The sequence below is a fragment of the Enterobacter sp. 61D5 genome, assembly GCF_034107965.1.
GTDB classification, from domain to species: Bacteria; Pseudomonadota; Gammaproteobacteria; order Enterobacterales; family Enterobacteriaceae; genus Enterobacter; species Enterobacter cloacae_M.
Genome location: NZ_JAWNFK010000007.1, coordinates 51,213 through 74,313 on the forward strand (window position 1 = coordinate 51,213; position 23,101 = coordinate 74,313).

A 23,101-nucleotide genomic window follows, 5' to 3' on the forward strand; every position below is an offset into this window, starting at 1 on the left:
GCGGGCGCCTGAGCGCCCGCGGGTATTAAAGGGCGACCGGGAACAGCCAGCCCAACAGCATCGCGCCGAGAATGGCGCCACCGGTGATCGGCTTCTGCCAGATGTAGAACACCAGCGCACCCAGCAGGGAACCGACGCCGATAGGAATGGAGGCGGTCATGGCGCTGAGGATAATCAACGGCCCGAGGAAGCGGCCGGAGGCGTTACCCGCGCCCATCATCACGTCTGCGCCGTAGGTGGAGTTGCTCTGGTTGATGGTGAACTTACGCGCCAGGATGATGACGTAACCAATCGCCAGACCAATCACCAGGCCGGTAATCAGCGCGGCAATGAAGTTGGTCACCGGGAACATGATGCCCGCACCCAGCAGCAGCGCCGGAACGCCGAGGCCCACGCCGGTCTGGATGGCGCCGCCGATGTCGAGAATCCCCACCAGCGACCCTTCGATAATACGGGCGAACAGGAAGCTCGCGCCGAACGCCGCCACCGCGCCGTAGACGCCGGTATCGATCCCCGCTTTCAGCATCGCCACGAAGGCCACTTCGTTAAACGCGCCGATGCCGTAGAGGTAGTACATGTGCGTCCCGGCGAAAACGCCGGAGGAGAGCAGGCCAACGAAGATCGGGAACGACCAGTCGGCATACCAAAAACCTTTATTCTGTTCCATGTAGAGGCTCCTGTTATTTACCGCTGAGCGAGTTGTGGATCATGTCGAGCCAGTTCGGCACGGTCAGATGGAAGGATTCGATCATCTTCATGTCGAAGCCGCGGAAGAAGCCGCTCAGCACGAAGAGCAGGACGATCGCCGCCATCATCACTTTGGTGACGTGGTTCCAGCCGCTCTCTTCCACGCCTTTACCGATCAGTATCCCCAGCACCAGTCCCGGTACGGCGTTGCCCATGATCAGCTGCGCCGCGCCGCCAAAGATGGTGGCCCAGAAGCCCGATTTTTTACCCGCGTCGATGGCCGCCAGCCAGAAGATCACCGGCATGACGGTGTTCACCAGCAGGTTTGCCGCCGGTACCAGCACCTTCACGGCGGTGACCTGAAGCGCAGCCGGAACGGAGGAGGCGGTCAGGTTCAGGAAGGTGACGACGAGCATGCCAATCACGCCGCAGGCAATCGCCATTTTGCGCGGGTCGTGCAGCGTTTCGCCGACGTTACGGTTTTTGATCATCAGTGCAGCAGCACCCCAGTTCGGGATGATGCGGTGGTCAACGTCCTGTGTGAAGGCACCTGCGGCCACGGAAGAGGCCCAGGCGTTAAAGAAGAAACCTAACCCAAAGGAGAAGTGGGACGCCGGATCCCCTTCACAGGAGTTCAGTTCCCCCAACGTACGAAACGCGCCCATCCCCTGAGTGGTAGGCGCATGAAACATGCGTGCAGCACCGGCTCCGACACCGACGCCAACCAGGCCGCCAATGATGAGCGATTTTATTAATATAATTAAGAACATCAGTCTGCCCTTTTATGAATAATCAGCGTTGCGTGACGAAATCCACCTGGTCGAGATTGATAGCGGTCACGTTGACGGTCACATCCAGCTCCACGCTGTAGGTGCGTCTTTCCCGGCGCAGAAAGAAGAACAGAAACGCTTCTTTTCGCACCGCTTCTTGCGCCTGAACAACCTGCACATCCTGTGGCTCAATACGCAGTAAGATATGCGGTGAGGCTTTCATCACCGCGGCCTGAACGTGGTTGAGCGCGTCGGCAAAGGCGCGCGCTTTGGCGTCGCCTTTCCCCTTCACTCTCACCGTGGTTGTGAACTGTTCTTTCATGCTTATGCGCCGTATTTCTTCTGCCACGCCTGCACCAGACGCTCGCCCAGCTCTTCTTTATCCATAAAGCCAAAGCCCAGCACGTTGCAGCCTTCGTTGATGGCGGTCACGCCCTCTTCCACGGAACGCATGCCGTATTTAGCCTTGTAGCCATATTTGGTTTGGGCAGTGATGGCACCCGCGCCGCCGCTGCCGCAGAAGGAGATGCCGAAGGTGGCGTTTTCCGCTTTCATCACGTCGCCGAGCTTCATGTCTGCCGCCATACCCGGTACGACAACCGCGCGTCCACCGGCTTTTTCCACACCTGCAGCCACTTTCTGACCTTTACCCAGGCGATCGCCAATCACGACTGTAATCTGTTCCATGTGTTGCTCCTTAAAGGTTGTCTTTCGCGACTTCAAAGTGAACGGAGAGCAGCCAGGCTTCTTCATCAGGAAGATTGCCAAACTGCGCGACCACTTCACGGGCGAGCCGCATTGAATCCGGTGAAATTTCGTCAAACAGCTCTGCTTCAACTTCCGGCAGCGGCTCGCCTGTCACCGACCGGTGCGCCATAGCGCGCACGTGGGAAGTCAGCATCTGTTCCTGTACTGCGTTGGGGATGATGTTGTGCCCGGCCAGCAGAGCATAAACCTGCTGCAGCATGGTGTTAGCGAGCTGTTCTGTTTGCTTCGCCTGATCCCCAACGTCGTTCATTACCGCTCCGTTAATCACTCGTCTTACCCCGTTAATGGCTCTGGAATAAAACTAACGTTGGGGGGGAATTGTTTGTAGCGAGTTGTTTTCCACTTCGAAGTGGAAAGGCGAGCCGCAGCAGTGATCTGTGCCACATAAATGCAGTGAATCTGAATTAATCACGGTATTTGCGTGATGAATATCACGTATTCCAGCGGCAAAACGCGCGCCGGGGAAACGAAACGTTCAGGCGTGGTGACGCAAAAATGTGATGGCGATAGGGTTTACTTATTACCGCGTAAAAAAAACGGGAGCCACTGGCCCCCGCTGGTTGTTTGTCAGATGCGCGATCGGTTAACGGTATTTCTTGTGATACGTGTTACGGGTCGTCACAAACTGCTCGGCCGCCGCCTGGGCTTCCTTCACTTTGCCTTCGTTAGCCAGCTTCAGCGCGCCGTCGATCTGGCCGACCAGCACGTCAAAGCCGTGGCGGTAGTCTTTCATCTCTGCGCTGTCTGCCGCTTTGCTTTCCAGCTTAGGAGGCGTTGCTTTTTGTGCGTCCAGCGCCGCTTCACGCATTTTGGTCAGCGCGTCTTTCATTTCAGCCGCATTGTCGGTTTTCTGCACCACCTTCAGGTTTTGACCGAGGATGCCCATGTCGTCTTCAAGATCGGCAGCAAACGCAGAAGAGCCAAGAACCAGCGTTGAAGCTGCGACGATCGCTAACAGATGTTTACGCATTGCTCACTTCCTTTTTTATTATTAAAACGCCTTTACGGATATTACTGACCGGCGATTTTCATTTCCGGCAGAAGTACAGAACCACACTGTATATTGCTACGTGTTTCAATATCGTTACCGACCGTAACGATATTGCGCCACATGTCCTTCAGGTTGCCGGCGATAGTAATTTCGCTCACCGGATACTGGATTTCGCCGTTTTCCACCCAGAAGCCCGCCGCGCCGCGCGAGTAGTCTCCGGTGATACCGCTTACGCCCTGCCCCATCAGTTCCGTGACGACCAGGCCGGTGCCCATCTCTTTCAGCATCTGCTCAAAGTTCAGGCCCTGTCCGGCAATGCGCCAGTTGTGGATGCCGCCAGCGTGTCCGGTGCTTTTCAGCCCCAGCTTGCGCGCGGAGTAGTTGGTCAGCAGCCACTGGGTCAGAATACCGTCTTTGATGATATCGCGACGTTCGGTGCGCACGCCTTCGCTGTCGAACGGCGTGGAGGCCAGCCCTTTCAGCAGGTGCGGATGTTCTTCAATGGTGAGCCATTCCGGCAGGATCTGCTTGCCCAGCGAGTCGAGCAGGAAGGTCGACTTACGGTAAACCGAGCCGCCCGCGATAGCGCCCACCAGATGGCCAAACAGACCGGTCGCCACTTCGTTGGCAAAAATGACCGGGGCCTCCATGGTGGAGAGTTTACGCGGCGACAGGCGAGACAGCGTGCGTTCTGCACACTCTTTACCCACCCACTCAGGAGACTGCAAGTCGCCCAGCGCGCGGCCAATGGTGTAGGCGTAGTCGCGCTCCATGTCACCATTTTCTTCGGCGATGACGCAGCTGGAGAGCGAATGACGGGTGGAGCAGTAGCCCTGCAGCATGCCGTGGCTGTTGCCGAAGACTTTGATGCCGTAGTGGCTGTTGAAGCTGCCGCCTTCGGTATTGGTGATGCGCTTATCCGCCTGCAGGGAAGCCTGCTCGGCGCGCGCGGCCAGCTCGATCGCTTCGTCCGGGGTCACTTCAGCCGGATGGAAAAGATCGAGATCCGGCGCGTCAAACGCCAGCAGGTCTTTATCCGCCACGCCTGCGTAAGGATCCGGAGAGGTATAACGGGCGATATCCAGCGCAGCCTGCACCGTACGGGCAATGGCATCCGGGCTGAGATCGGTGGATGACGCGCTGCCTTTGCGATTCTGGTGATACACCGTGATCCCAAGCGCGCCATCGCTGTTGAATTCTACGTTCTCCACTTCACCATAGCGGGTACTCACGCTGATGCCGGTGGTTTTGCTGACCGCCACTTCGGCGCCATCTGATTTTTCTGAAGCAAGCATCAGCGCGGTGGAGACGGCTTCTTCAAGAATCTTACGCTGCGCTTCAACTTGTGAGGTTACTTTCATCGCAAATGCCATACTGTAAGAGAGAGTTATCTGAAGTCTAACAGAGAACCGTTTTTCAGTGCGCGTCTTAACTGGTAACATTAGCCTCTTTTTTTAAGGAGCCTGACATGACTAAGCAGCCCGAAGACTGGCTCGACGACGTTCCCGGTGATGACATCGAAGACGAAGATGATGAGATCATCTGGGTCAGTAAAAGTGAAATTAAACGTGACGCCGAAGAGTTAAAACAGCTTGGCGCAGAAATGGTAGAACTGGGTAAAAACGCGCTGGACAAGATCCCGCTCGACCAGGATCTGCGTGATGCCATTGAACTGGCACAGAAAATCAAGAAAGAAGGCCGTCGTCGCCAGCTTCAGCTTATCGGGAAAATGCTGCGTCAGCGCGATGTCGATCCGATCCGCCAGGCGCTGGACAAGCTGAAAAACCGCCACAACCAGCAGGTTGCGTTTTTCCATAAGCTTGAGCAGATCCGCGATCGCCTGATTGAACAGGGTGATGATGCCGTACCGGAAGTGCTGAACCTGTGGCCGGATGCCGACCGCCAGCAGCTGCGTTCCTTGATCCGCAACGCGCAGAAAGAGAAAGAAGGGAATAAGCCGCCGAAGTCTGCGCGCCTGATTTTCCAGTATCTGCGCGAGCTGTCTGAGAACGAAGAGTAATCTCTTCCCCCTCACCCCGGCCCTCTCCCCGGAGGGGCGAGGGAGAAAATACGGGAAAGTAGGCCCGGTAAGCGCAAGCGCCACCGGGCTTTTTTTACTCTGCGGCTGCCGCTTCCGCTTTCTTCACCAGACCGTCCAGCAGCTTCTGATGGATCCCACCAAAACCGCCGTTGCTCATCACCAGAATGTGGTCGCCAGGCTGAGCGGCTTTCACCACCATATCCGCGAGCGCATCCACATCCGCGCTCCAGTGCGCAGGCTGAATGCAGGCGTCGGCCACTTCTGCCACCTGCCACGGAATATGCTGCGGCTGCAGCAGGAAGACCTCATCGGCACGTCCTAACGACGGCGCGAGGTCATCTTTGCAGATGCCCATCTTCATGGTGTTTGAGCGCGGTTCCAGCACCGCCAGAATGCGGGCTGTCCCGCCGACCTTGCCGCGCAGGGCGGCAAGCGTTGCCAGAATGGCCGTTGGGTGGTGCGCGAAATCGTCATACACGGTAACGCCGTGGGCTTCACCGCGCAGTTCCAGACGGCGACGGGCGTTAATGAACGAGCCCAGCGCATTGGCCGCATCCGCAGGCAGAACGCCCACGTGACGCGCCGCAGCAATGGCCATCAGGCCGTTGTGCATGTTGTGCTCGCCCACCAGGCCCCACTTCACTTCACCCACTTTTTCACCGTCGAGCAGCACTTCCCACTCGGAGGCATCGGCGTTGAGCTTCTTCGCCTGCCAGTGGCCCTGCTCGCCCACCAGCTCCTGCTCGCTCCAGCAGCCCATCGCCATCGTCTGCTTCAGGTTGATGTCGTTTTCCGGCAGGATGATGCGCCCCTTGCCCGGAACAATGCGCACCAGGTGGTGGAACTGTTTCTGGATCGCTTTCAGGTCGTCAAAAATATCCGCGTGGTCGAACTCAAGGTTGTTGAGGATCAGCGTGCGCGGGCAGTAATGCACGAACTTGGAGCGCTTGTCGAAGAACGCGCAGTCGTATTCGTCGGCTTCGATCACGAAGAACGGGCTGTCACCCAGACGCGCAGAAACGTCGAAATTACCCGGAACGCCGCCAATCACGAAGCCCGGCTTGTAGCCGCAGGCTTCGAGGATCCAGGTCGCCATGCCCGCGGTCGTGGTTTTGCCATGGGTACCGGCAACGGCAACCACCCAGCGGTCGCGCAGGACGAAGTCATGCAGCCACTGCGGGCCGGACATGAACGGAATATTGCGTTCCAGAACCGCCTCGACGCACGGATTGCCGCGGGTCATGGCGTTGCCGATGATCACCAGGTCCGGCTCGGGATCCAGCTGGCTGGCATCGTAGCCCTGAATTAACGAGATGCCCTGTTTCTCCAGAAGTGTGCTCATTGGCGGATACACATTGGCGTCCGAACCTGTCACTTCATGGCCCAGCGAGCGCGCCAGCATTGCCAGTCCGCCCATGAAAGTGCCACAAATCCCCAATATATGAATGCGCATACGTCACTATCCTTCTTCAATGTGGCGCACATTTTACTCACATGTTAGCGGCTGTGAAACGCATTTCAGGTAAATCCGTATGTTGCTGGCGCGATTCACCTCTGCGCTAATATTTGAATGTTTGTTAAGATTGTTGGGCTTTAGTCGTTTTAGTGAACATACAATCGCTCTACTCACAAAGATGCAGGGAAAGTGTTATGAAAACGTTAGGTGAATTTATTGTCGAAAAGCAGCACGAGTTCTCTCATGCTACCGGTGAACTCACTGCTTTGCTGTCGGCAATAAAGCTGGGCGCTAAGATCATCCACCGTGATATCAACAAGGCCGGTCTGGTCGATATCCTGGGTGCCAGCGGTGCCGAGAACGTTCAGGGCGAGGTTCAACAGAAGCTCGATCTGTTCGCAAATGAAAAATTGAAAGCTGCACTGCGCGCGCGCGACATCGTTGCGGGTATCGCCTCTGAAGAAGAAGATGAAATTGTTGTTTTCGAAGGGTGTGAACACGCTAAATACGTTGTTCTGATGGATCCGCTCGACGGTTCCTCAAACATCGACGTTAACGTTTCTGTCGGTACCATTTTCTCCATCTACCGCCGCGTCACGCCTGTTGGCACGCCGGTGACCGAAGAAGATTTCCTGCAGCCGGGCATTAACCAGGTTGCTGCCGGTTACGTCGTTTATGGCTCCTCCACCATGCTGGTATACACCACCGGTTGCGGAGTTCACGCCTTTACGTACGATCCGTCACTGGGCGTTTTCTGCCTGAGCCAGGAACGCATGCGCTTCCCGGAGAAGGGCAACACCTACTCCATCAACGAAGGCAACTACATCCGATTCCCGAACGGCGTGAAGAAGTACATTAAATTCTGCCAGGAAGAAGATAAAGCAACCCAGCGCCCGTACACGTCCCGCTATATTGGCTCTCTGGTTGCGGATTTCCACCGTAACCTGCTGAAAGGCGGTATCTACCTCTACCCAAGCACCGCCAGCCACCCGGACGGGAAGCTGCGTCTGCTGTACGAGTGCAACCCGATGGCGTTCCTCGCCGAACAGGCGGGCGGCAAGGCGAGCGACGGTAAAGAGCGTATTCTGGATATCGTGCCGGAAAGCCTTCACCAGCGCCGTTCATTCTTCGTCGGCAACAACCACATGGTTGAAGACGTTGAACGTTTTATCCGTGAGTACCCGGACGCGTAATACCTCTCTACAGGGGAGCCGTTCTGGCTCCCCTGGTCATTTATATATTTTACCGTATAAGTGTTTATAAAAAACATGCTTTAATATTCACCACTGCTCCTGCATTATTTCCATAACAGTTTGACAGATATTTCGTGGAGCAGAATCGCAATGAAAAATTATTCCCGTGCTAATACCGGCATTGATTTAAATCTTATCCCTGTATTTATTGAAATCGTCCGCTGCGGCAGCATGGCAAAAGCCTCTTTGCGTCTGGAGATGTCACGTCCGGCGGTGAGCCTGGCCTTAAAGCGTTTTAATCAACTCTTTGATGAACCGTTATTTTTCCGCAAAGGTTTATATCTTGAACCGACGGAAAAAGCGTTAGCCTTAACCAGTTCGCTGGAAATATTAATGGGTGATATTCACGATAATATTGCGGCGGTTAATTCCGGGAAAAATAAAACCCCGGCACAGAACGTACCGGGGCTGGGTAATATTATGCAGCGGTCTGAGTCGTCACTTTGAATGATGACATGGCTTCCATCAGCTGACGCGACTGCTCCTCAAGAGAGCGGGTCGCGGCGGAGGATTGCTGCACCAGCGCCGCATTCTGCTGCGCGGTTTCGTCCATCTGATTCACCGCAATATTCACCTGCTCAATACCGCGGCTCTGCTCCTGAGACGCGGTCGCAATCTCACGCATCAGCTTGGTCATGCGCAGCACTTCTGTTGCGATCTCGTCCATCGTTTCGCCGGCCTGCTGGGCCAGCTCGCTGCCCTCGTTAACGTGGGTCTGCGAATCGCCGATAAGCGATCGGATCTCTTTCGCCGCGTCGGCGCTGCGGCTGGCAAGGTTTCGCACTTCGCCCGCGACGACGGCAAACCCGCGCCCCTGCTCGCCCGCGCGCGCAGCTTCCACGGAGGCGTTAAGCGCCAGGATATTGGTCTGGAAGGCAATACCGTCGATCACGCTCAGGATGTCGGCGATGCGCGCCGAGCTGCCCGAGATATCGCGCATTTTTTCAATTACGTAGCAGACCATTTCGCTGCCGTGATCGGCCGTGTCGGACACCGACTTCGCCAGCTGGTGCGCCTGCTCAGCGTTATCGGCGTTGAGCTTCACCGTGGCGGTGATCTGTTCCATGCTGGCCGCCGTCTGCTCCAGCGACGTGGCGGTGGATTCCGTACGCTCGGCAAGATCGCGGTTTCCCAGCGTCAGCTCGCGGCTACCGGTGTCGATTTGCGAGCTGGCATCGCGTACCCGCATAACCGAGTTCATCAGCGACTGTCGCATCTCCTCTATCACCGCGTTGAGGCGGTTAAACTCCTGGCTCGCGGGGGCATTCAGCGTATGGGTTAAATCCCCCGCCGCCACGTTCTCCAGCTGAGCGATCGATGCAGAGAGCGGCTTGAGCAGCATATGGCGCAGCACCAGCCACGCGAGCACGATAATACCCGCCGTCAGCAGCGCTGCGACGATAATCAGGATCAGTACGCGGGTTTTACTCGCCTGCACGGCACTCACTTCCGCCTGACCACGCGCTTCGCTCCATTTCTGAAACGCCTGCATATCGTTATCAAACTGCTTCGCCACCGGTATCAGCGTCTTCTCCAGAAGATCGTAGTACCCGTCCGCGCTCTGGTCATTCAGGGTTTTCAGCATCGGGTTGATCCCCTGCTGGCTATACGTCGCCAGGCTGGCCGCCACTTTATCGAGCAGCTGTTGCCCCTGCTCGTCAGCCACGCCGCCGTCGATCACGCCTTTCAGCGTTTTCTGGGCCAGGGCAACTTCCTGATTGATGTTTTTTACCGCTTTGGCCGCATCGTCCAGCATGCCGATTTCCATCATGCGGACGGCCTGACCCGCCTCATTTCGCGCTCGCAGGATCAGCGTATAGCCTGAGTTAAGCTGCACCATCTGCTCACCCTGAAGGTGATTAATACGCTGCAGTGAAGAAGAACTCTGTGTGAGGGCATAAATGCCAATGCCGCTGACAATCAGCAGCAGAAGGGTCATAACGGCCAGTAAAGAAAGCAAGCCGGTACGAATCGATAGCGTTTTAAGCATGATATTATTTCCGGTAGCGAGATATTTCTGGGCATAAAAAAAGAGTATCGGCCGCTACCGGAAAATGTTTAGACTTTAAGCAAATTCAGCGTGTTATCGCTCTGTTACCGATGTGTTTACGCGGGTAACAGGTGAGCTTTGGCGGTTCTCCCAGAGCACCGTAAGACCGCGCTGCAGGGCAATAAAGATAAACAGCAATATGCCGATGGCGATCTTCGTCCACCAGGAGCTGAGCGTGCCGTCAAAGTTGATATAGGTTTGTATCAGCCCCTGGATAGCCACGCCGAACAGCGTCCCCAGCACCGTCCCCACCCCGCCGCTGAGCAGCGTTCCGCCGATAACCACAGAAGCAATCGCATCCAGCTCAACGCCCACGCCTGCAAGGGCATAGCCCGCCTGGGTATACACCGAGAAGACGATACCCGCCAGCGTCGCCAGGCCGGTAGAGAGCATGTAGATGCGGATGGTGGTGCTGCGGGTGGAGATCCCCATCAGGTTTGCCGACGTGGCGCTACCGCCGATGGCGTACACCTGATTGCCAAACCGGGTACGGTGGGCGAGGAAGATGCCAATCACCACCACGCCCAGCATCAGCAGCCCCATCGCGCTCAGGCGACCGCCGCCGGGAATTTTCCACGCCAAGCTTGAGAGCGTGTCGTACACCGGATGGTTGATCGGAATCGACTCTTCCGACACCAGATAGCTCACCCCACGGAGGAAGAACATTCCCGCGAGGGTAATGATAAACGCCGGGATTTTTAACGCGTCGATCAGCAGCCCCATAAAGGCGCCAAATGCGCAGCCCATCGCCAGCACCAGCGGAAACGCCACCAGCGGAGAGATCCCCCAGAAGCCGATCGCCTTCGCGAGGAACACGCCCGTGAACGCGATCACCGACCCGACGGAGAGATCTATCCCGCCGGAGAGGATCACAAAGGTCATCCCGACGGCGATGATGCCTAAAAAGGCGTTATCGGTCAGGATATTGCAGATCACGCGCGTCGAGGCAAAACCGGGGAACTGCGTCAGACAGTAGAGGTACCCCAGCACAAATACGCCCAGCGTGATCATCAACGGTAAATTACGTTTTATCATGGCCACGGATCCCCTTAATGACGCTGACAAAGCGCGGCGACTGGACGATCAGCACGCAGAGCACGACCACCGCTTTCACCACCTGGTTGAGTTCCGGCTGAAAACCGGAGAGCAGGATCCCGGTGTTCATGCCCTGAATGATCAGCGCGCCAATCACCGAGAGCAGCAGGTTAAAGCGCCCGCCCATCAGCGATCCACCGCCGATCACCACCGCGAGGATCGCATCCAGCTCCAGCCAGAGCCCCGCATTGTTGGCATCGGCCCCGCGAATATCCGCCGCGACGATGACCCCGGCAATGGCGGCGCAGACGCCGCTCAGCACGTAGGTCAGCATCACCATCAAGCGGGTGTTGACCCCGGCGTTGCGCGCGGCGCGGATGTTGATCCCCACCGCTTCAATAAACATGCCGAGCGCCGTTTTGCGGGTAAAGAGCCAAAAGATAACCAGCGTCACGAGGGCAATAATCACCGGCGTCGGGAAGAACAGAAGGTTGCCGCTACCGAGCCACGCCAGGCTCGGGGAGTTAAAGGTGACAATCTGCCCGGAGGTAATCAGCTGCGCCACGCCGCGCCCGGCCACCATTAAGATAAGGGTGGCGACAAAGGGCTGAATTTTCAGCACCGCCACCAGAATGCCGTTCCATAATCCGGCCAGCACGCCGGTGCCTAAGGCCGCCAGCAATACCACCGGCAGGCTGTGTCCGGACACGGTCATGGAAGCTGCCGTGGCCCCGGCGATGGCCATCACCGCGCCGACGGAGAGGTCAATCCCGCCGGTGGCGATGACCAGCGTCATCCCGATGGCCAGCAGCGCCACCGGCGCGGCACGGTTTAGAATGTCTATTGGGCTGCCAAACAGGCGACCATCCTGCACGATAATCTGGAAGAAATGCGGCGCGACCAGGCTATCAACCAGCAGAACCACCAGCAGCGCTGCGATTTGCGGCGTGCCGGTTGGCCAGCTGAATCGGCGCTTTGACTCACCGGTTTGCGAAAGCGAACGGGGCATCACGATTTACTCCTTATGCCGCGATGGCATTCATGATCGCCGGAACGGACAGCTTATCCAGCGGGATCTCTGCCACCTGTTTGCGATCGCGCATGATGATGACGCGATCGGCATAGCCCACCAGCTCCTCCAGCTCGGACGAAATAACCAGCAGCGCCAGACCGTCCGCGCACAGGGTTTCGATAAGCCGGATAATTTCGGCATGCGCCCCCACGTCAATGCCGCGGGTTGGTTCATCGAGGATCAGGAACTGGGGTTTGGTCAGCAGCCAGCGGGAGAGGAGAACCTTCTGCTGGTTACCGCCGGAGAGGAACTCAATAGACTGTTCCGCGCTCGGGGTACGAATACCCAACTGACGGATAAAGCGCTCGGCGATGGCGTTTTGCTCTTTACGGGGGATCGGGCGCAGCCAGCCGCGCTGGGCCTGCAGCGCCAGGATGATATTTTCCCGCACCGAGGCCGCGGCAATAATACCGTCCGTTTTTCGGTCTTCCGGGCAGAAGCCGACGCCCAGGCAGGAGGCCTGATGCGGCGATCGTAAGGTTTGCGGTTTGCCCTTGATCAGCGCCGTGCCGCTGTCGGCAGGTTTGATCCCGAAGATCACCTCGGCGGTTTCGGTCCGGCCGGAACCCAGCAGGCCCGCCAGCCCGACAATTTCGCCCGGGCGGACTTCCAGATTAAACGGCGATATCACCCCTTTCTTGCCGTAATCGCAGAACGCGGCGACCGGTTTCTCGCTCAGCAGCGTGCGCCCTGCACGCTGTAGGGCGTTGGTTTCCAGCTCGCGGCCCAGCATCATTTTCACCAGCTCGATCTGCGGCAGATCGCGGGTTTCGCGGCAGCCGACAAAGCTTCCGTTGCGCAGCACCGTTATGCGATCGCTTACCTCATATACCTGATCGAGGAAGTGCGTGACGAAGATCAGGCTGACGCCCTGATCGCGCAGCTGGCGCATCAGGGTAAAGAGCATCTCCACTTCCTGGGTATCGAGGCTGGCGGTGGGTTCATCGAGGATGAGTACCTTCGCGGAGAGATCGATCGCGCGACAGATGGCGACGATCTGCTGCATCGCCACGGAAAAGCGGTTCAGTGGCTCGCGAACGTCGAGGGAGAAGCCGTACGATTCCATCAGCTTCGTGGCCCGCGCCTCCATCTCTTTGCGGCGCAGCAGGCCAAAACGTCGCGGCTCACGGCCAATAAACAGATTATCCGCCACCGACATATTCGGCAGCAGGTTCACTTCCTGGTACACCGTCCCGATCCCCAGCTGCTGGGCATGGGCGGTATTTTTCGGCGAAATGGCGTTGCCTTCCAGCCAGATGGTGCCGCGATCGGCGTGATAAACGCCGGTGAGGGATTTAATCAGCGTCGATTTTCCCGCGCCGTTCTCGCCCAGCAGCGCCATAATCTCACCGCGCCGGAGGCTGAAATCAACGCTATCCAGCGCCTTTACGCCGGGAAAGAATTTACTCAGGCCCTCTGTGCGGAGGATTTCCTGGTGTTGTTCAGTTTTCATATTTACGCCCCCGGCACGTTCCCGTTGGCCGGGTAAGCGCAGAGCCACCCGGCAATTTCACTGGATCAGTAGCCCATATTTTTCTTCTTCTCTAACTCTTCTTTCGCCGTGTCAGGCAGGTAGAGCGTGGACCTGGTGACCGTCACCTTCTCAGGCATCGTGCCGTCTTTCTTGAATTTCTCCAGCGCGTCGAATGCCGGGCCCGCCATGTTTGGCGTCAGCTCCACGCTGGCGTTGGCTTCGCCATCGATCATCGCTTTGTAGATGTCCGGCACGCCGTCGATAGAACCGGTGAGGATATCTTTGCCCGGCTTCAGGCCCGCTTCTTTAATTGCCTGAATCGCACCGATCACCATGTCATCGTTGTGGGCGTAAACCATGCAGATGTTCTTGCCGTTGTTTTCAGCCTTAATGAAGCTCTCCATGACCTCTTTACCTTTACTGCGCGTAAAGTCGCCGGACTGAGAGCGGATGATCTTGATGTTTGGCGCTTTAGCTATGGCCTCAGCAAAGCCTTTTTTACGGTCGATGGCCACGCTCGCGCCGACGGTGCCCTGCAGCTCAACGACGTTACACGGCTTGCCGTCGACCTGCTTCACCAGCCAGTCACCAATTAACTGTCCTTCAAGAACGTTATTGGCCGTCACGGTGGTCATATAGAGGGATTTGTCTTTGACGTCGATGGAACGGTCGAGCAGGAAGACCGGGATCTCAGCGTCTTTCGCTTCCTTCAGGACGGGTTCCCAGCCGGTCGCCACGACGGGTGCAATAAAGATGGCATCCACGCCCTGGGCGATAAAGGAGCGCACGGCTTTGATCTGATTCTCTTGTTTTTGCTGACCATCGGCGATTTTCAGGGTAATGCCGCGTTTCTGAGCCTCGCTTTTCGCAACGTTGGTTTCTGCCGCTCGCCAGCCAGATTCAGAGCCGACTTGCGAAAAACCTACGGTTAAGGGAGCGGCCATCGCCATAGACGACATGGCTGCCGAAACTGCTGTGACCAGGAGTAAGCGCTTCCACATATGAACGTCCTCGTAGGGTGAGTTATTGTTGGTTAAAAGATGTTCTGCGGAATGACTATAGCCCATGAAATATGTAACGAATTGCGTTACATCACACTTCAGAAAAGTGAATAAAACGTTAATCACAAGTTTGTAATCGCTTTCATTTCGCCATGAAAAATGCGGCTGAGTTTATGGATTTTCCTGTCATGGAATCGGTCTGAAAAGTGGTGAAAGCGGGGAGAGAAAGCGAAAACAGGCGGAGACATTCAGCGCGAGTTGGCTATAATACCTGCCACTTGTTTACCATCCATTTTAAAGGACACCGACATGAGCTTACTCAACGTCCCTGCGGGTAAAGAACTGCCAGAAGACATCTACGTAGTTATCGAAATCCCGGCTAACGCAGATCCGATCAAATACGAAATCGACAAAGACACTGGTGCGCTGTTCGTTGACCGCTTTATGTCTACCGCGATGTTCTACCCGTGCAACTACGGTTACATCAACAACACCCTGTCTCTGGACGGAGATCCGGTTGACGTGCTGGTCCCAACGCCATACCCACTGCAGCCAGGCTCAGTCATTCGCTGCCGTCCAGTTGGCGTGCTGAAAATGACCGACGAAGCCGGTGAAGATGCGAAACTGGTTGCGGTACCGCACACCAAGCTGAGCAAAGAATACGATCACATTAAAGATGTGAACGACCTGCCAGAGCTGCTGAAAGCGCAGATCAGCCACTTCTTCGAGCACTACAAAGACCTCGAAAAAGGCAAGTGGGTTAAGGTTGACGGCTGGGACAACGCAGAAGCGGCGAAAGCTGAAATCATCGCCTCTTTCGAACGCGCTGCTAAGAAGTAATTCTTACTGCCGATCGATAAAGCCCCGCTGGTCGGGGCTTTTTTATTTATTTGGTTAAAATCGGCAAAAACGGGTTATTTAAGAAAAATCCCTTTCTTTTTGATTTGGACATTAAAAACAGAAAAGACGTCCTATCATTTATGGTGGGAGTGGTTGAATAGCCTGGCTGTTCACAACATACTGTCATGATGAACATTAATCCACCTTCATTATAGAATTCATATGTCATCCATTAACATTAATGTTGCCCGCCCAACTGGGATTTATTTTATCATTGAACGACTTTATTCCCGTGATGGCCTTATGCCTTCTATTGGGGAAATCAGCCCTCTTTGACTCAGCTGCACCGAACTGTCATTCAGCTAAAACGCATGCAAGATATGTTTATGGATGGCGTTAAGGTTTCCCCTAAAGATATTACCCTTTAGCAACAGATAAAATATATTACGGGCTCGAAAGTAACGACCAAAGATACAGATGCGTTAGTATATACGACCGATTTTATTGGATCTCTTGTTGCCACAACGCCTTTAGGTAATATTGAGCATGAAAATATTCCTCGGTTCCTCACGACAGAGTCTATCCACTCCCTGCCGCAGGCGGTGAGTTATGGGCGGGATCCCATCCCACAAGTTCTTCTTTATGGTCGTAAGGATATTGTCTTCTTTATGGACAATGGTGGTAAAGGTACGCCAACCGCTATTGCAAAATATAACCACAATACTCGTGACCTTGCCATAATCAAAGATCAGCTAGAAGCCAGTAAAACGATGAGGGAACTGCTATCTAAGGGAGCAAAATTATGAGTAAGAAAAGCCATATTGTGAGCCTATTCGTTCTTATTATTGCCTCCTTTATATTTGGAAGAAATACGTATATTGAATATCTGTCATGGTACTATGGAAGCGATAATTTAATTTTCAGTGAAATAAATAGCTCATTACTATCCAGTTTATTTAACGGGCTTTACTTCGCTCTATCAGCAAGTATTATTCATGCGTCACTTACTCTATTAAAAAGAATCCCAGGGAATATTATCACTTCTTGTCTGCTTCAGTTCTGTATTAACATCGGGCTATATACGCTTTTTGTTGCAGTAGATAGAGGATATAGTAAATTACATACTTTAGGCTCGGGTGCTACTGATATCACCCACAGCTATTTTTTAGGGGCGTTGCTGACGAGCACACTCCTGACCGTCGCGATCGTGAGCGTTATACATGCTAAGTTTCTTTCTTCAAAGCATAAAGATGGGCTACATAAAGGCGTTTGACTGTTACGGCAAAGACAGCAAATGGCAGTATCTCTGCATCATGACATTCCAGCTTGCCTGGTTTTTGTTTTACTTATGGATCCCTTATCGAAGCGATTATGCGATTCTGCTGTTTTTACTGTTTTTCCTGCCCGTCATTTCAAGCAATACGCGGTGCATAAACTACTATGGCCGTTCACGCGCCCTGTGTTTGTTATGGCTTATTGCCCCCTATATCATGCTGTTCGTTCCTCTTTTTTTAACCCGGCGCCGGGATACAGAAGAGAGTTGAAGGAACAAAAAAACAACGCCACCTCACGGTGGCGTTGTCGTTTTTCAGTACTGGTCTCTGTCTAACCAGTTACCGCTTACAATCCGCGTTAACCCTTCGACCGGACGCTGGTAGACATACATCCACGCACTTCCGTACGGCGTCTGGATCAACTGGCGTGCGTATTCACCGCCCCTGGTGCGCAAGGCATCAAGTTCGGCAAGTGTCGCATTATCAATACGATACACTTCACCCTGTACTGTTCCTTCGCCCGGAACCGCGCCTGGATAGTGGCCCAGGCTGTACAACTGGTAGTTCTCGATATTGTAATTACCCAACAGCAGGGCATTGGTCATCCAGTGACTGTTGCCTTGCTTGGTTCGTAAACTGCCGTAGACAAATATTCGCATTGCTAAAACTCAAACTGATAGAGCAGATCAAGAGCCTGGTCTACGCCGGACACTGCTTCCAGATATAGCTTAGGCATCAGGCGATAGCGTAGCGTGAGTGTTGCCAGTGAGTCAAAGATCCCCACACCATATTTTACCTGCAGACCCGGCAGCACATAGCCGCTGACCACCACCTGCGAGGAGTCACCCACGCCCTGGGTGTCCAGCGCCAGATTGCTTACGCCGAACGTCTCGCCGATTTTACCCACAACCTGCCCACTTTGTGCAACCCCCAGACCGACTAACATCGAGGTCATCGCTGCACTGTCGTTTTGTCCGCTGTCCAGACCTTGTCCACGCAGCAGGTAAGAGAGGGCTTCCTGCTGCGACATCGCCGGGTCAGAGAAGATCTCCGCCTTCGGTTCGTCGGCAGAACCGGTAACGCGTACGCCAGCAATGACGTCGTTTTCCGTCGCTTCCGGGTTACGAATCGCTTCGATGTTCAACAGGGGTTGATCCGGTGGACCGGAGAACAGCAGCTCGCCTTTACGGACAATCAGATCCTGACCATAGGCGTGGAATCGTCCTTCAGGAATATTAATTTGCCCGTTCAGGCCAAGACCTTGTTTATCCTGCGCCACCTTCAGGTCGCCCGTGAGCCTCGCCTTCAGCCCAAACGCATCCAACCGCACGTTATTCCCCACGTGCACGATAAGGTTACTATTAATTGGTATGCCCGCGCTCTTCTGTTCGACAGGTTTCAGATTTTCATTGAGCATAACTTCATCACTTGAGACGCCGACCGCGCTTTCCGGCACGTCGTGAACCACAATGCGCGCCCACGGGACGTCGACGCGTCCGTCAAGCGTGAAGAGGCTTGGCGTGGCTTCAAAGACCACATCAGGCGATACGTCCAGGCGCACCATCGGCGGTACGGTGATGCGCACCTTACTGCCCTTCGCGGCAATACGGGCGCGCCAGTTGTCGAGCTGGCTCCAGTCCGCGTCGCCACTCAGGTTGATTTGCCCTTGCTGCGTTAATACCGAGCCGCTCAGCGTCGAGCTCATGCCGTTGAAGTTCATTGCGATCTGGCTGGGCTGCATGTCAAACGGCATGAAGTTGCCGTCGATATCCACGCCGCTGAGCCGCATCTGACCGAACAGCTGCGGGCTTTGCGCGTTACCTGCCAGGCGCAGGTTAGCGTTCAGCATACCCTCCGCTTTTTCCCCGCGCGCGAAAATCGGGTTCACCATCGCCAGGTTGAAGTTACGGATGTTGACGTTGCCGCCCAGATTACGCCGTCCCTGCGGATCGGTAATCTGGACCTGCCCGTCCAGCTGACCGTTGTTGGTCAGGCGGATCGTCCACCCCAGCTGTGCGCGATTGTTATGCAGATCGGCACTCAGGTTCAGGGTGTCGAACGCCACCGGCAGCGGCGCGTCATTGACCTCCTGCGTCACCCTCACGTTACGCCCGGACAGCGTGACGCTGCCCTGCGGCAGCCCCTCTTTGGTGGTGTCCCAGGCCACATCGGCTTTCCCGCTGAAGACGCCGCTGGCCTGGGTCGTATCCGGCATAAACGGCTTCAGCATCGCCAGATCGAAGCGATTGAGGTTAATCTGCGCGCGCCCTTCCGCACCCGCATCGATGGTCTGCGGCACGCACAGCTCCGCATTCGGGTTGGTCCAGCAGTGTGGCCCAATGCTGATCTTCTGCTCGGCATTGCGGTAGTCGAGGGCAATGGATCGCGAGAGCGCCAGCGGCCCGACCGGCGTATTGAAACGCGTGTTATCAAGCAGACCTTTCCAGCGTTCTTCCTTGCGGTCGAAGCTGCCGGTGAGGTGAAGCTGGCCGGAGACCGGCTCGCCCTGCACGCGCAGCTGGAGGTCGTGCTGCTTCTCGTTCCCTTTGGCGTCCAGGGTGACCAGGTTAATGTTCACGTCCGGCTGAGAAATGCGCTCCACGCGCAGGTTCAGGCTACCGCCGATCTGATCGGTAGATTTCACATCCCCTTCCACGCGGACGCGGGCAACGCTCAGCTCCTGCCAGCCCAGGTTATTGGCGGTAATGTCCGCCAGCAGCTGCGGCGCCTCCACCGTACCGCGCACTTTCACGAGACCTTTCGCCGTGCCGCCCAGCCCCGGCAGGGCATTGTCGAGATTCGGCGCATTGATGGTGGCATCCAGATTGAGATCTTTCACCCCCAGCTCGCCTTTGATATCCGCCGTGTTGCGGCCCAGCGCCACGTGCAGCCCCGGGATTACCCACTGCAGATAGCTGTTGCCTTTCACCGAGCCTTCAACGTTAACCTTGTTCTGCTTCACGTTCCCGGTGAGCTTGATTTCCGGCACGTCCATCTGCCACGTACCGCCGTACAGGCTGCCGCGGGTTTTAATCAGGCCATCCAGTTTCGACGGCCAGTCCGGCACCTCTTTGGCGGTGTTAATGCCCGTCAGCTTCAGCTCGCCGCGCCAGCTGATCGCCTGCTGCCAGTCGAGCAGCGCGGTCAGCTCGGTTTTACCTTCCAGCGCCGCGACGGTCAGCTTATCGAGGTTGACCTGCTGTTCGTTGCCCTTCGCATCCAGCGTGATGTTCGCGGGCGGCACGCCCTGCCCCTTCACCGCGGTGCGGAACGAGAGCGTGTAGTCGGTCATCTTGCCGCTCAGCTTCAGCTTCAGGTCATCGGCCTGGAACTGTTTTTCACCGGTGAACGGCCAGTAAAGCTGCTTGCTGACAACCTCCAGATTGAGCGGCAGCCCGGCTTCCGCCAGCTGCGTTTGCGCGCGCAGGACCATGTCCACCGGGCCGGAGAGATTCACCCCGATATCCAGCTTATCGCGCAGCGCCCCGCCCACTTTGACCTTCACCTTTTCGCCTTTCAGCGGGTCAATGTTAAGCGCGCTGTTGAGGGTGATATCTACCGGCCAGTTGTCGCGCAGCAGGGCGTTGCCTGACGCATTCACCGAGCCCTGGTTGGTGTCGATATCCAGCGCGTCGAGCTTCATGTTGCCGTCAATGCTGCTGACCTTCAGCAGCATGGTGTAGACCGTCAGATCGGTATCGCCGGTCAGGCGCAGCTGCTCGCCTTTGAACTCCTCGATGTTGAGGTTCAGCGGCAGATGAACGTCGGTCATTTCCGGCAGCACAGGCTTCGAGAAGAGGTCTTTAAGCGTTTCGCCCAGCGGTTTTTCTTCCGGCTGCGGATTCTGGATCTTCGGCTCGACGATCTCTTCCTGCGCCACGTCGGCCACCTTCGGCAGCGCGATCAGCAAGCCCTGCAGGGACGTCGGCGTCAGGGTGAGGTTTTTCTCCTGCCAGCGCAGGCCGGAGGTGAAATCCATCACGGACACGGTAGTGTCGTCGATTTTGATATTGACGTTATCGAGCGCGACCCGATAGAGCGCGATCGGGTACGGCGTGGAGAGATTCAGCGGACCGCTGTCCTCCTCCTCGACCGGCGCAGACTTCGGCATTTTTTTCGAATCTATCGCCACGTTGACGTCTTTCAGCGACAGATCGTTGACGCAGAGCTTGCTGTCGCGCAGGCAGCCCAGCTTGACCGCCAGGTGGAACTCCCCGGCGTTAACCGCCACGCCCGGCTGCTCGTAGCGGATGTTCTTCAGACGCAGATCGCGCCAGCCGCCCGTTACCTGGCCAATCTCCAGCCCCGGCACCCAGCGGTTCGCAGCGTTAAACAGCAAATGCAGCCCGGTCGTCGTTCCCACCAGAAACGCCACCGTACCGAGCAGCAGCACGATAAAAATCAGCACCCCGAGGCTTATTTTCTTCCATAAACTCATAATTCAGGCCCCAGACCGATGTAAAACTGTAATCCGTGCTCTTCTTTGTCGCCGACAGGCACGGCGAAATCGAGCTTGATGGGCCCGACGGGTGACTGCCAGCGTACGCCCACGCCCGCGCCGGTTTTAAAGTCGCTGCGGCGGATATCGTTCACCGCTTCACCGCCGTCAACAAACATGGCGCCCCACCACTTTCCGCTGACGTTGTACTGATACTCCAGCGATCCCGTCGCCAGTTTTGACGCACCGATTAGCTGGCCTTTTTCGTTCTCAGGTGAGATCGATTTGTACTTATACCCACGAATGCTGCGGTCGCCCCCGGCGAAGAAGCGCAGATCCGGCGGAACGCGCTCGAAGTCTCCCGTTTCAATCCAGCCGAGATTGCCGCGCATCACAAAGCGGTGTTTGTCATACAGCGTGCGGATCCAGACGTTTTGCGCCTGAATCACCGAGAAATCCACGTCGGAGCCCCAGGCGGAGTTGGAATAATCAATGGAGTAGCGCTGTGAGTCGCCCCAGGTCGGCATCAGTCCCCCGCGCGAGCGGGTACGGCTGATCATCACGCCTGGATAAAGCAGCATGGTGGTATTGGTGACGTTGGCCTGGGTAAAGTGGTCCAGGCTCCAGCGCAGGTTAATGGCGCGCTGCCAGCCGCTGGAGAGATCCCAGAAGCGTGAGACCGCAAGGGTCGTAGAGTCCTGCTTGGTGTCGTTCAAGTCGGTGCGCTTAAAACCGCCCTGCACAAGGTAATATTGCTCAAGCGGATTTTTCAGCAGCGGCATTTTGTAGCTGAAATCCAGCTGCTGCTCGGGCGCAGAGAGGCTCAGGCTGGTGGTCAGGCTGTGACCGTACGAGTTCATCCACGGTTTTTTCCACGAGGTTCTCACGCGTGGTCCAACATCCGTCGAGTAGCCAACACCGGTCTCAATGGTGTTCTCGGTGCGCGGCGAGACAACGCCATGCAGCGGCAACACCTTCGTTTTGCGAGACTTATCAAATTCCGGTGCGACAACCACGGAGTTAAACCAGCCGGTAGCGGAAAGACGACGGTTCAGTTCCGCCAGGTCCCTCGACTGGTAGTAATCCCCTTTTTTGAACGGCACGAGGTTTTGCAGATACTCTTCACGAATTTGCGAACCTTCAAACGTGACATCGCCAAAGCGGTAGCGTTCTCCGCTGTCGTAGTCGATATCCCAGAAGGCCTGACGCCGATCCAGCGCAATCCCCAGCTGGCTTTTATTGAACTGGCTGTCAAAGTAGCCCTTACGCAGGGAAACGCTCGTCAGCTCTTTTTTGAAATGGTCGTAGTCGCCGTGGTTAAGCACGGTACCGACTTTCGGCCGCGTGCTGAGCAGGTCCAGATAATCCCGGTCGGTACGCGCCCCGCCGCGCAGGATGACGTTCGTGCCGCCAATCAGTACCGGCTCACCCGGCGAAACGCGGGCAATAAGGACCTGGCGCCCCTTCTTTGGCGGCGGGCGGAGATCGAAATCAATGGTGGGTTCGTAATACCCCAGCGCTTTCAGCCCTTCACGGATGGCGTCATCCACGCGCGCGCGAAAACGCCGGTCCGGCGTCACCTCATCACTCTGGATGGTCGATAGCTGCGCACGCACGTTTTTTTGTAGCGCCCCGGATAACCCCTCAACCTGCAAACGGACATTCGCCGCGCTGGCAATCCCGCTTGTCAGCAACACACTGACTAAACATAACTGGCGGATTTTTGTCACGTTTTCTCCTGAATATCCCTGTTTCCACCCTGGAAGCAAATGAAGTGCCGCTCCGCGGCAAAATACGGCCTGTGGCCAAAAACCCGAATCGCGGGTTGAAAACGGGTGTAACACCCAAATATTTCTTATGATTAAATCTAGACTGATTCAGCGCATTTATTGTGTTCAATTAAACGCTTCGTGACAACCTTAACTGAAACATCGCACCCCGGGAGGCCCCA

At 56.0% G+C, this 23,101-nt stretch carries 22 protein-coding genes; 6 read left to right on the plus strand and 16 right to left on the minus strand.

What is annotated here, in order from left to right; translation table 11 throughout:
- Positions 1-25: 25 nt before the first annotated feature.
- The 7 genes from UTM25_RS08480 to pmbA form a co-directional block, all read right to left on the minus strand.
- A complete protein-coding gene (locus UTM25_RS08480) occupies positions 26-667 on the minus strand; it encodes a DUF4310 family protein (protein WP_023310183.1) in 642 nt (213 codons plus the stop codon).
- Between the two features lie 13 nt (positions 668-680).
- Complete coding sequence (locus UTM25_RS08485) at positions 681-1,457, minus strand: DUF4311 domain-containing protein (RefSeq protein WP_023310182.1); 777 nt, start codon at positions 1,455-1,457, stop codon at positions 681-683.
- A 22-nt stretch (positions 1,458-1,479) separates the two neighbouring features.
- On the minus strand, positions 1,480-1,779 hold the full coding sequence (locus UTM25_RS08490) for a DUF4312 family protein (protein WP_006810338.1): 300 nt from the start codon (positions 1,777-1,779) through the stop codon (positions 1,480-1,482).
- Positions 1,780-1,781: 2 nt separating this feature from the next.
- Complete coding sequence (locus tag UTM25_RS08495; protein ID WP_023293430.1) at positions 1,782-2,144, minus strand: SFCGS family glycine-rich protein; 363 nt, start codon at positions 2,142-2,144, stop codon at positions 1,782-1,784.
- Between the two features lie 10 nt (positions 2,145-2,154).
- Entirely contained in the window at positions 2,155-2,493 is a 339-nt protein-coding gene (locus tag UTM25_RS08500) for a glycine dehydrogenase (RefSeq protein ID WP_194401556.1), read from the minus strand.
- Between the two features lie 315 nt (positions 2,494-2,808).
- Entirely contained in the window at positions 2,809-3,195 is a 387-nt protein-coding gene (gene cybC / locus UTM25_RS08505) for a cytochrome b562 (protein ID WP_008501412.1), read from the minus strand.
- Between the two features lie 41 nt (positions 3,196-3,236).
- Positions 3,237-4,589: a metalloprotease PmbA gene (gene pmbA, locus UTM25_RS08510; RefSeq protein WP_194401557.1), complete on the minus strand. Its 1,353-nt coding sequence runs from the start codon at positions 4,587-4,589 to the stop codon at positions 3,237-3,239.
- Positions 4,590-4,684: 95 nt separating this feature from the next.
- Between pmbA and yjgA the strand changes: the two genes are divergently transcribed.
- A complete protein-coding gene (yjgA, locus tag UTM25_RS08515; RefSeq protein WP_029739257.1) occupies positions 4,685-5,236 on the plus strand; it encodes a ribosome biogenesis factor YjgA in 552 nt (183 codons plus the stop codon).
- A 94-nt stretch (positions 5,237-5,330) separates the two neighbouring features.
- Here the strand turns inward: yjgA and mpl are convergent, their stop codons facing one another.
- On the minus strand, positions 5,331-6,710 hold the full coding sequence (gene mpl, locus UTM25_RS08520) for a UDP-N-acetylmuramate:L-alanyl-gamma-D-glutamyl-meso-diaminopimelate ligase (protein WP_194401558.1): 1,380 nt from the start codon (positions 6,708-6,710) through the stop codon (positions 5,331-5,333).
- A gap of 197 nt (positions 6,711-6,907) precedes the next feature.
- Here mpl and fbp point away from each other — a divergent pair, with 197 nt between their 5' ends.
- Together fbp and UTM25_RS08530 are read left to right on the plus strand one after the other, a co-directional pair.
- Complete coding sequence (fbp, locus tag UTM25_RS08525) at positions 6,908-7,906, plus strand: class 1 fructose-bisphosphatase (RefSeq protein ID WP_023310178.1); 999 nt, start codon at positions 6,908-6,910, stop codon at positions 7,904-7,906.
- Positions 7,907-8,056: 150 nt separating this feature from the next.
- Positions 8,057-8,413: a helix-turn-helix domain-containing protein gene (locus UTM25_RS08530; protein ID WP_194401559.1), complete on the plus strand. Its 357-nt coding sequence runs from the start codon at positions 8,057-8,059 to the stop codon at positions 8,411-8,413.
- Here the strand turns inward: UTM25_RS08530 and UTM25_RS08535 are convergent.
- The 5 genes from UTM25_RS08535 to ytfQ form a co-directional block, all read right to left on the minus strand.
- Positions 8,385-9,956, minus strand: a complete 1,572-nt coding sequence (locus UTM25_RS08535) for a methyl-accepting chemotaxis protein (RefSeq protein ID WP_194401560.1) — start codon at positions 9,954-9,956, stop codon at positions 8,385-8,387. The genes UTM25_RS08530 and UTM25_RS08535 overlap by 29 nt on opposite strands.
- Before the next feature lie 93 nt (positions 9,957-10,049).
- Positions 10,050-11,051: a galactofuranose ABC transporter, permease protein YjfF gene (yjfF, locus tag UTM25_RS08540; RefSeq protein WP_023310175.1), complete on the minus strand. Its 1,002-nt coding sequence runs from the start codon at positions 11,049-11,051 to the stop codon at positions 10,050-10,052.
- The gene (gene ytfT / locus UTM25_RS08545) at positions 11,038-12,063 is read right to left on the minus strand and encodes a galactofuranose ABC transporter, ATP-binding protein YtfT (RefSeq protein ID WP_194401561.1); all 1,026 of its coding nucleotides are present in this window, start codon (positions 12,061-12,063) and stop codon (positions 11,038-11,040) included. Before ytfT ends, yjfF begins: the two co-directional genes overlap by 14 nt.
- 10 nt (positions 12,064-12,073) lie before the next feature.
- Complete coding sequence (ytfR, locus tag UTM25_RS08550) at positions 12,074-13,576, minus strand: galactofuranose ABC transporter, ATP-binding protein YtfR (protein WP_194401562.1); 1,503 nt, start codon at positions 13,574-13,576, stop codon at positions 12,074-12,076.
- Between the two features lie 65 nt (positions 13,577-13,641).
- Positions 13,642-14,598, minus strand: coding sequence for a galactofuranose ABC transporter substrate-binding protein YtfQ (gene ytfQ, locus UTM25_RS08555; protein ID WP_148244380.1), 957 nt, complete (start codon positions 14,596-14,598; stop codon positions 13,642-13,644).
- Positions 14,599-14,907: 309 nt separating this feature from the next.
- Between ytfQ and ppa the strand changes: the two genes are divergently transcribed.
- The 3 genes from ppa (at position 14,908) to UTM25_RS08570 (ending at position 16,711) form a co-directional block, all read left to right on the plus strand.
- Positions 14,908-15,438 (plus strand): inorganic diphosphatase, encoded by a 531-nt coding sequence (gene ppa / locus UTM25_RS08560; RefSeq protein WP_020684412.1) that lies wholly within the window; start codon positions 14,908-14,910, stop codon positions 15,436-15,438.
- A gap of 668 nt (positions 15,439-16,106) precedes the next feature.
- Positions 16,107-16,244 carry a hypothetical protein gene (locus UTM25_RS08565; RefSeq protein WP_233469428.1) on the plus strand — a complete coding sequence of 46 codons (138 nt, stop codon included), beginning with the start codon at positions 16,107-16,109 and terminating at the stop codon, positions 16,242-16,244.
- Positions 16,241-16,711, plus strand: a complete 471-nt coding sequence (locus tag UTM25_RS08570; protein WP_194401563.1) for a hypothetical protein — start codon at positions 16,241-16,243, stop codon at positions 16,709-16,711. The genes UTM25_RS08565 and UTM25_RS08570 overlap by 4 nt, the downstream gene beginning before the upstream one ends.
- A gap of 315 nt (positions 16,712-17,026) precedes the next feature.
- Here UTM25_RS08570 and UTM25_RS08575 read toward each other — a convergent pair whose 3' ends face one another.
- The 3 genes from UTM25_RS08575 to tamA are packed head-to-tail and all read right to left on the minus strand — an operon-like array spanning position 17,027 to position 22,880.
- A complete protein-coding gene (locus tag UTM25_RS08575) occupies positions 17,027-17,371 on the minus strand; it encodes a gamma-glutamylcyclotransferase (protein WP_014830431.1) in 345 nt (114 codons plus the stop codon).
- A gap of 2 nt (positions 17,372-17,373) precedes the next feature.
- On the minus strand, positions 17,374-21,150 hold the full coding sequence (gene tamB / locus UTM25_RS08580) for an autotransporter assembly complex protein TamB (RefSeq protein ID WP_194401564.1): 3,777 nt from the start codon (positions 21,148-21,150) through the stop codon (positions 17,374-17,376).
- Positions 21,147-22,880, minus strand: coding sequence for an autotransporter assembly complex protein TamA (gene tamA, locus UTM25_RS08585; protein ID WP_194401565.1), 1,734 nt, complete (start codon positions 22,878-22,880; stop codon positions 21,147-21,149). Before tamA ends, tamB begins: the two co-directional genes overlap by 4 nt.
- Between the last annotated feature and the right edge of the window lie 221 nt (positions 22,881-23,101).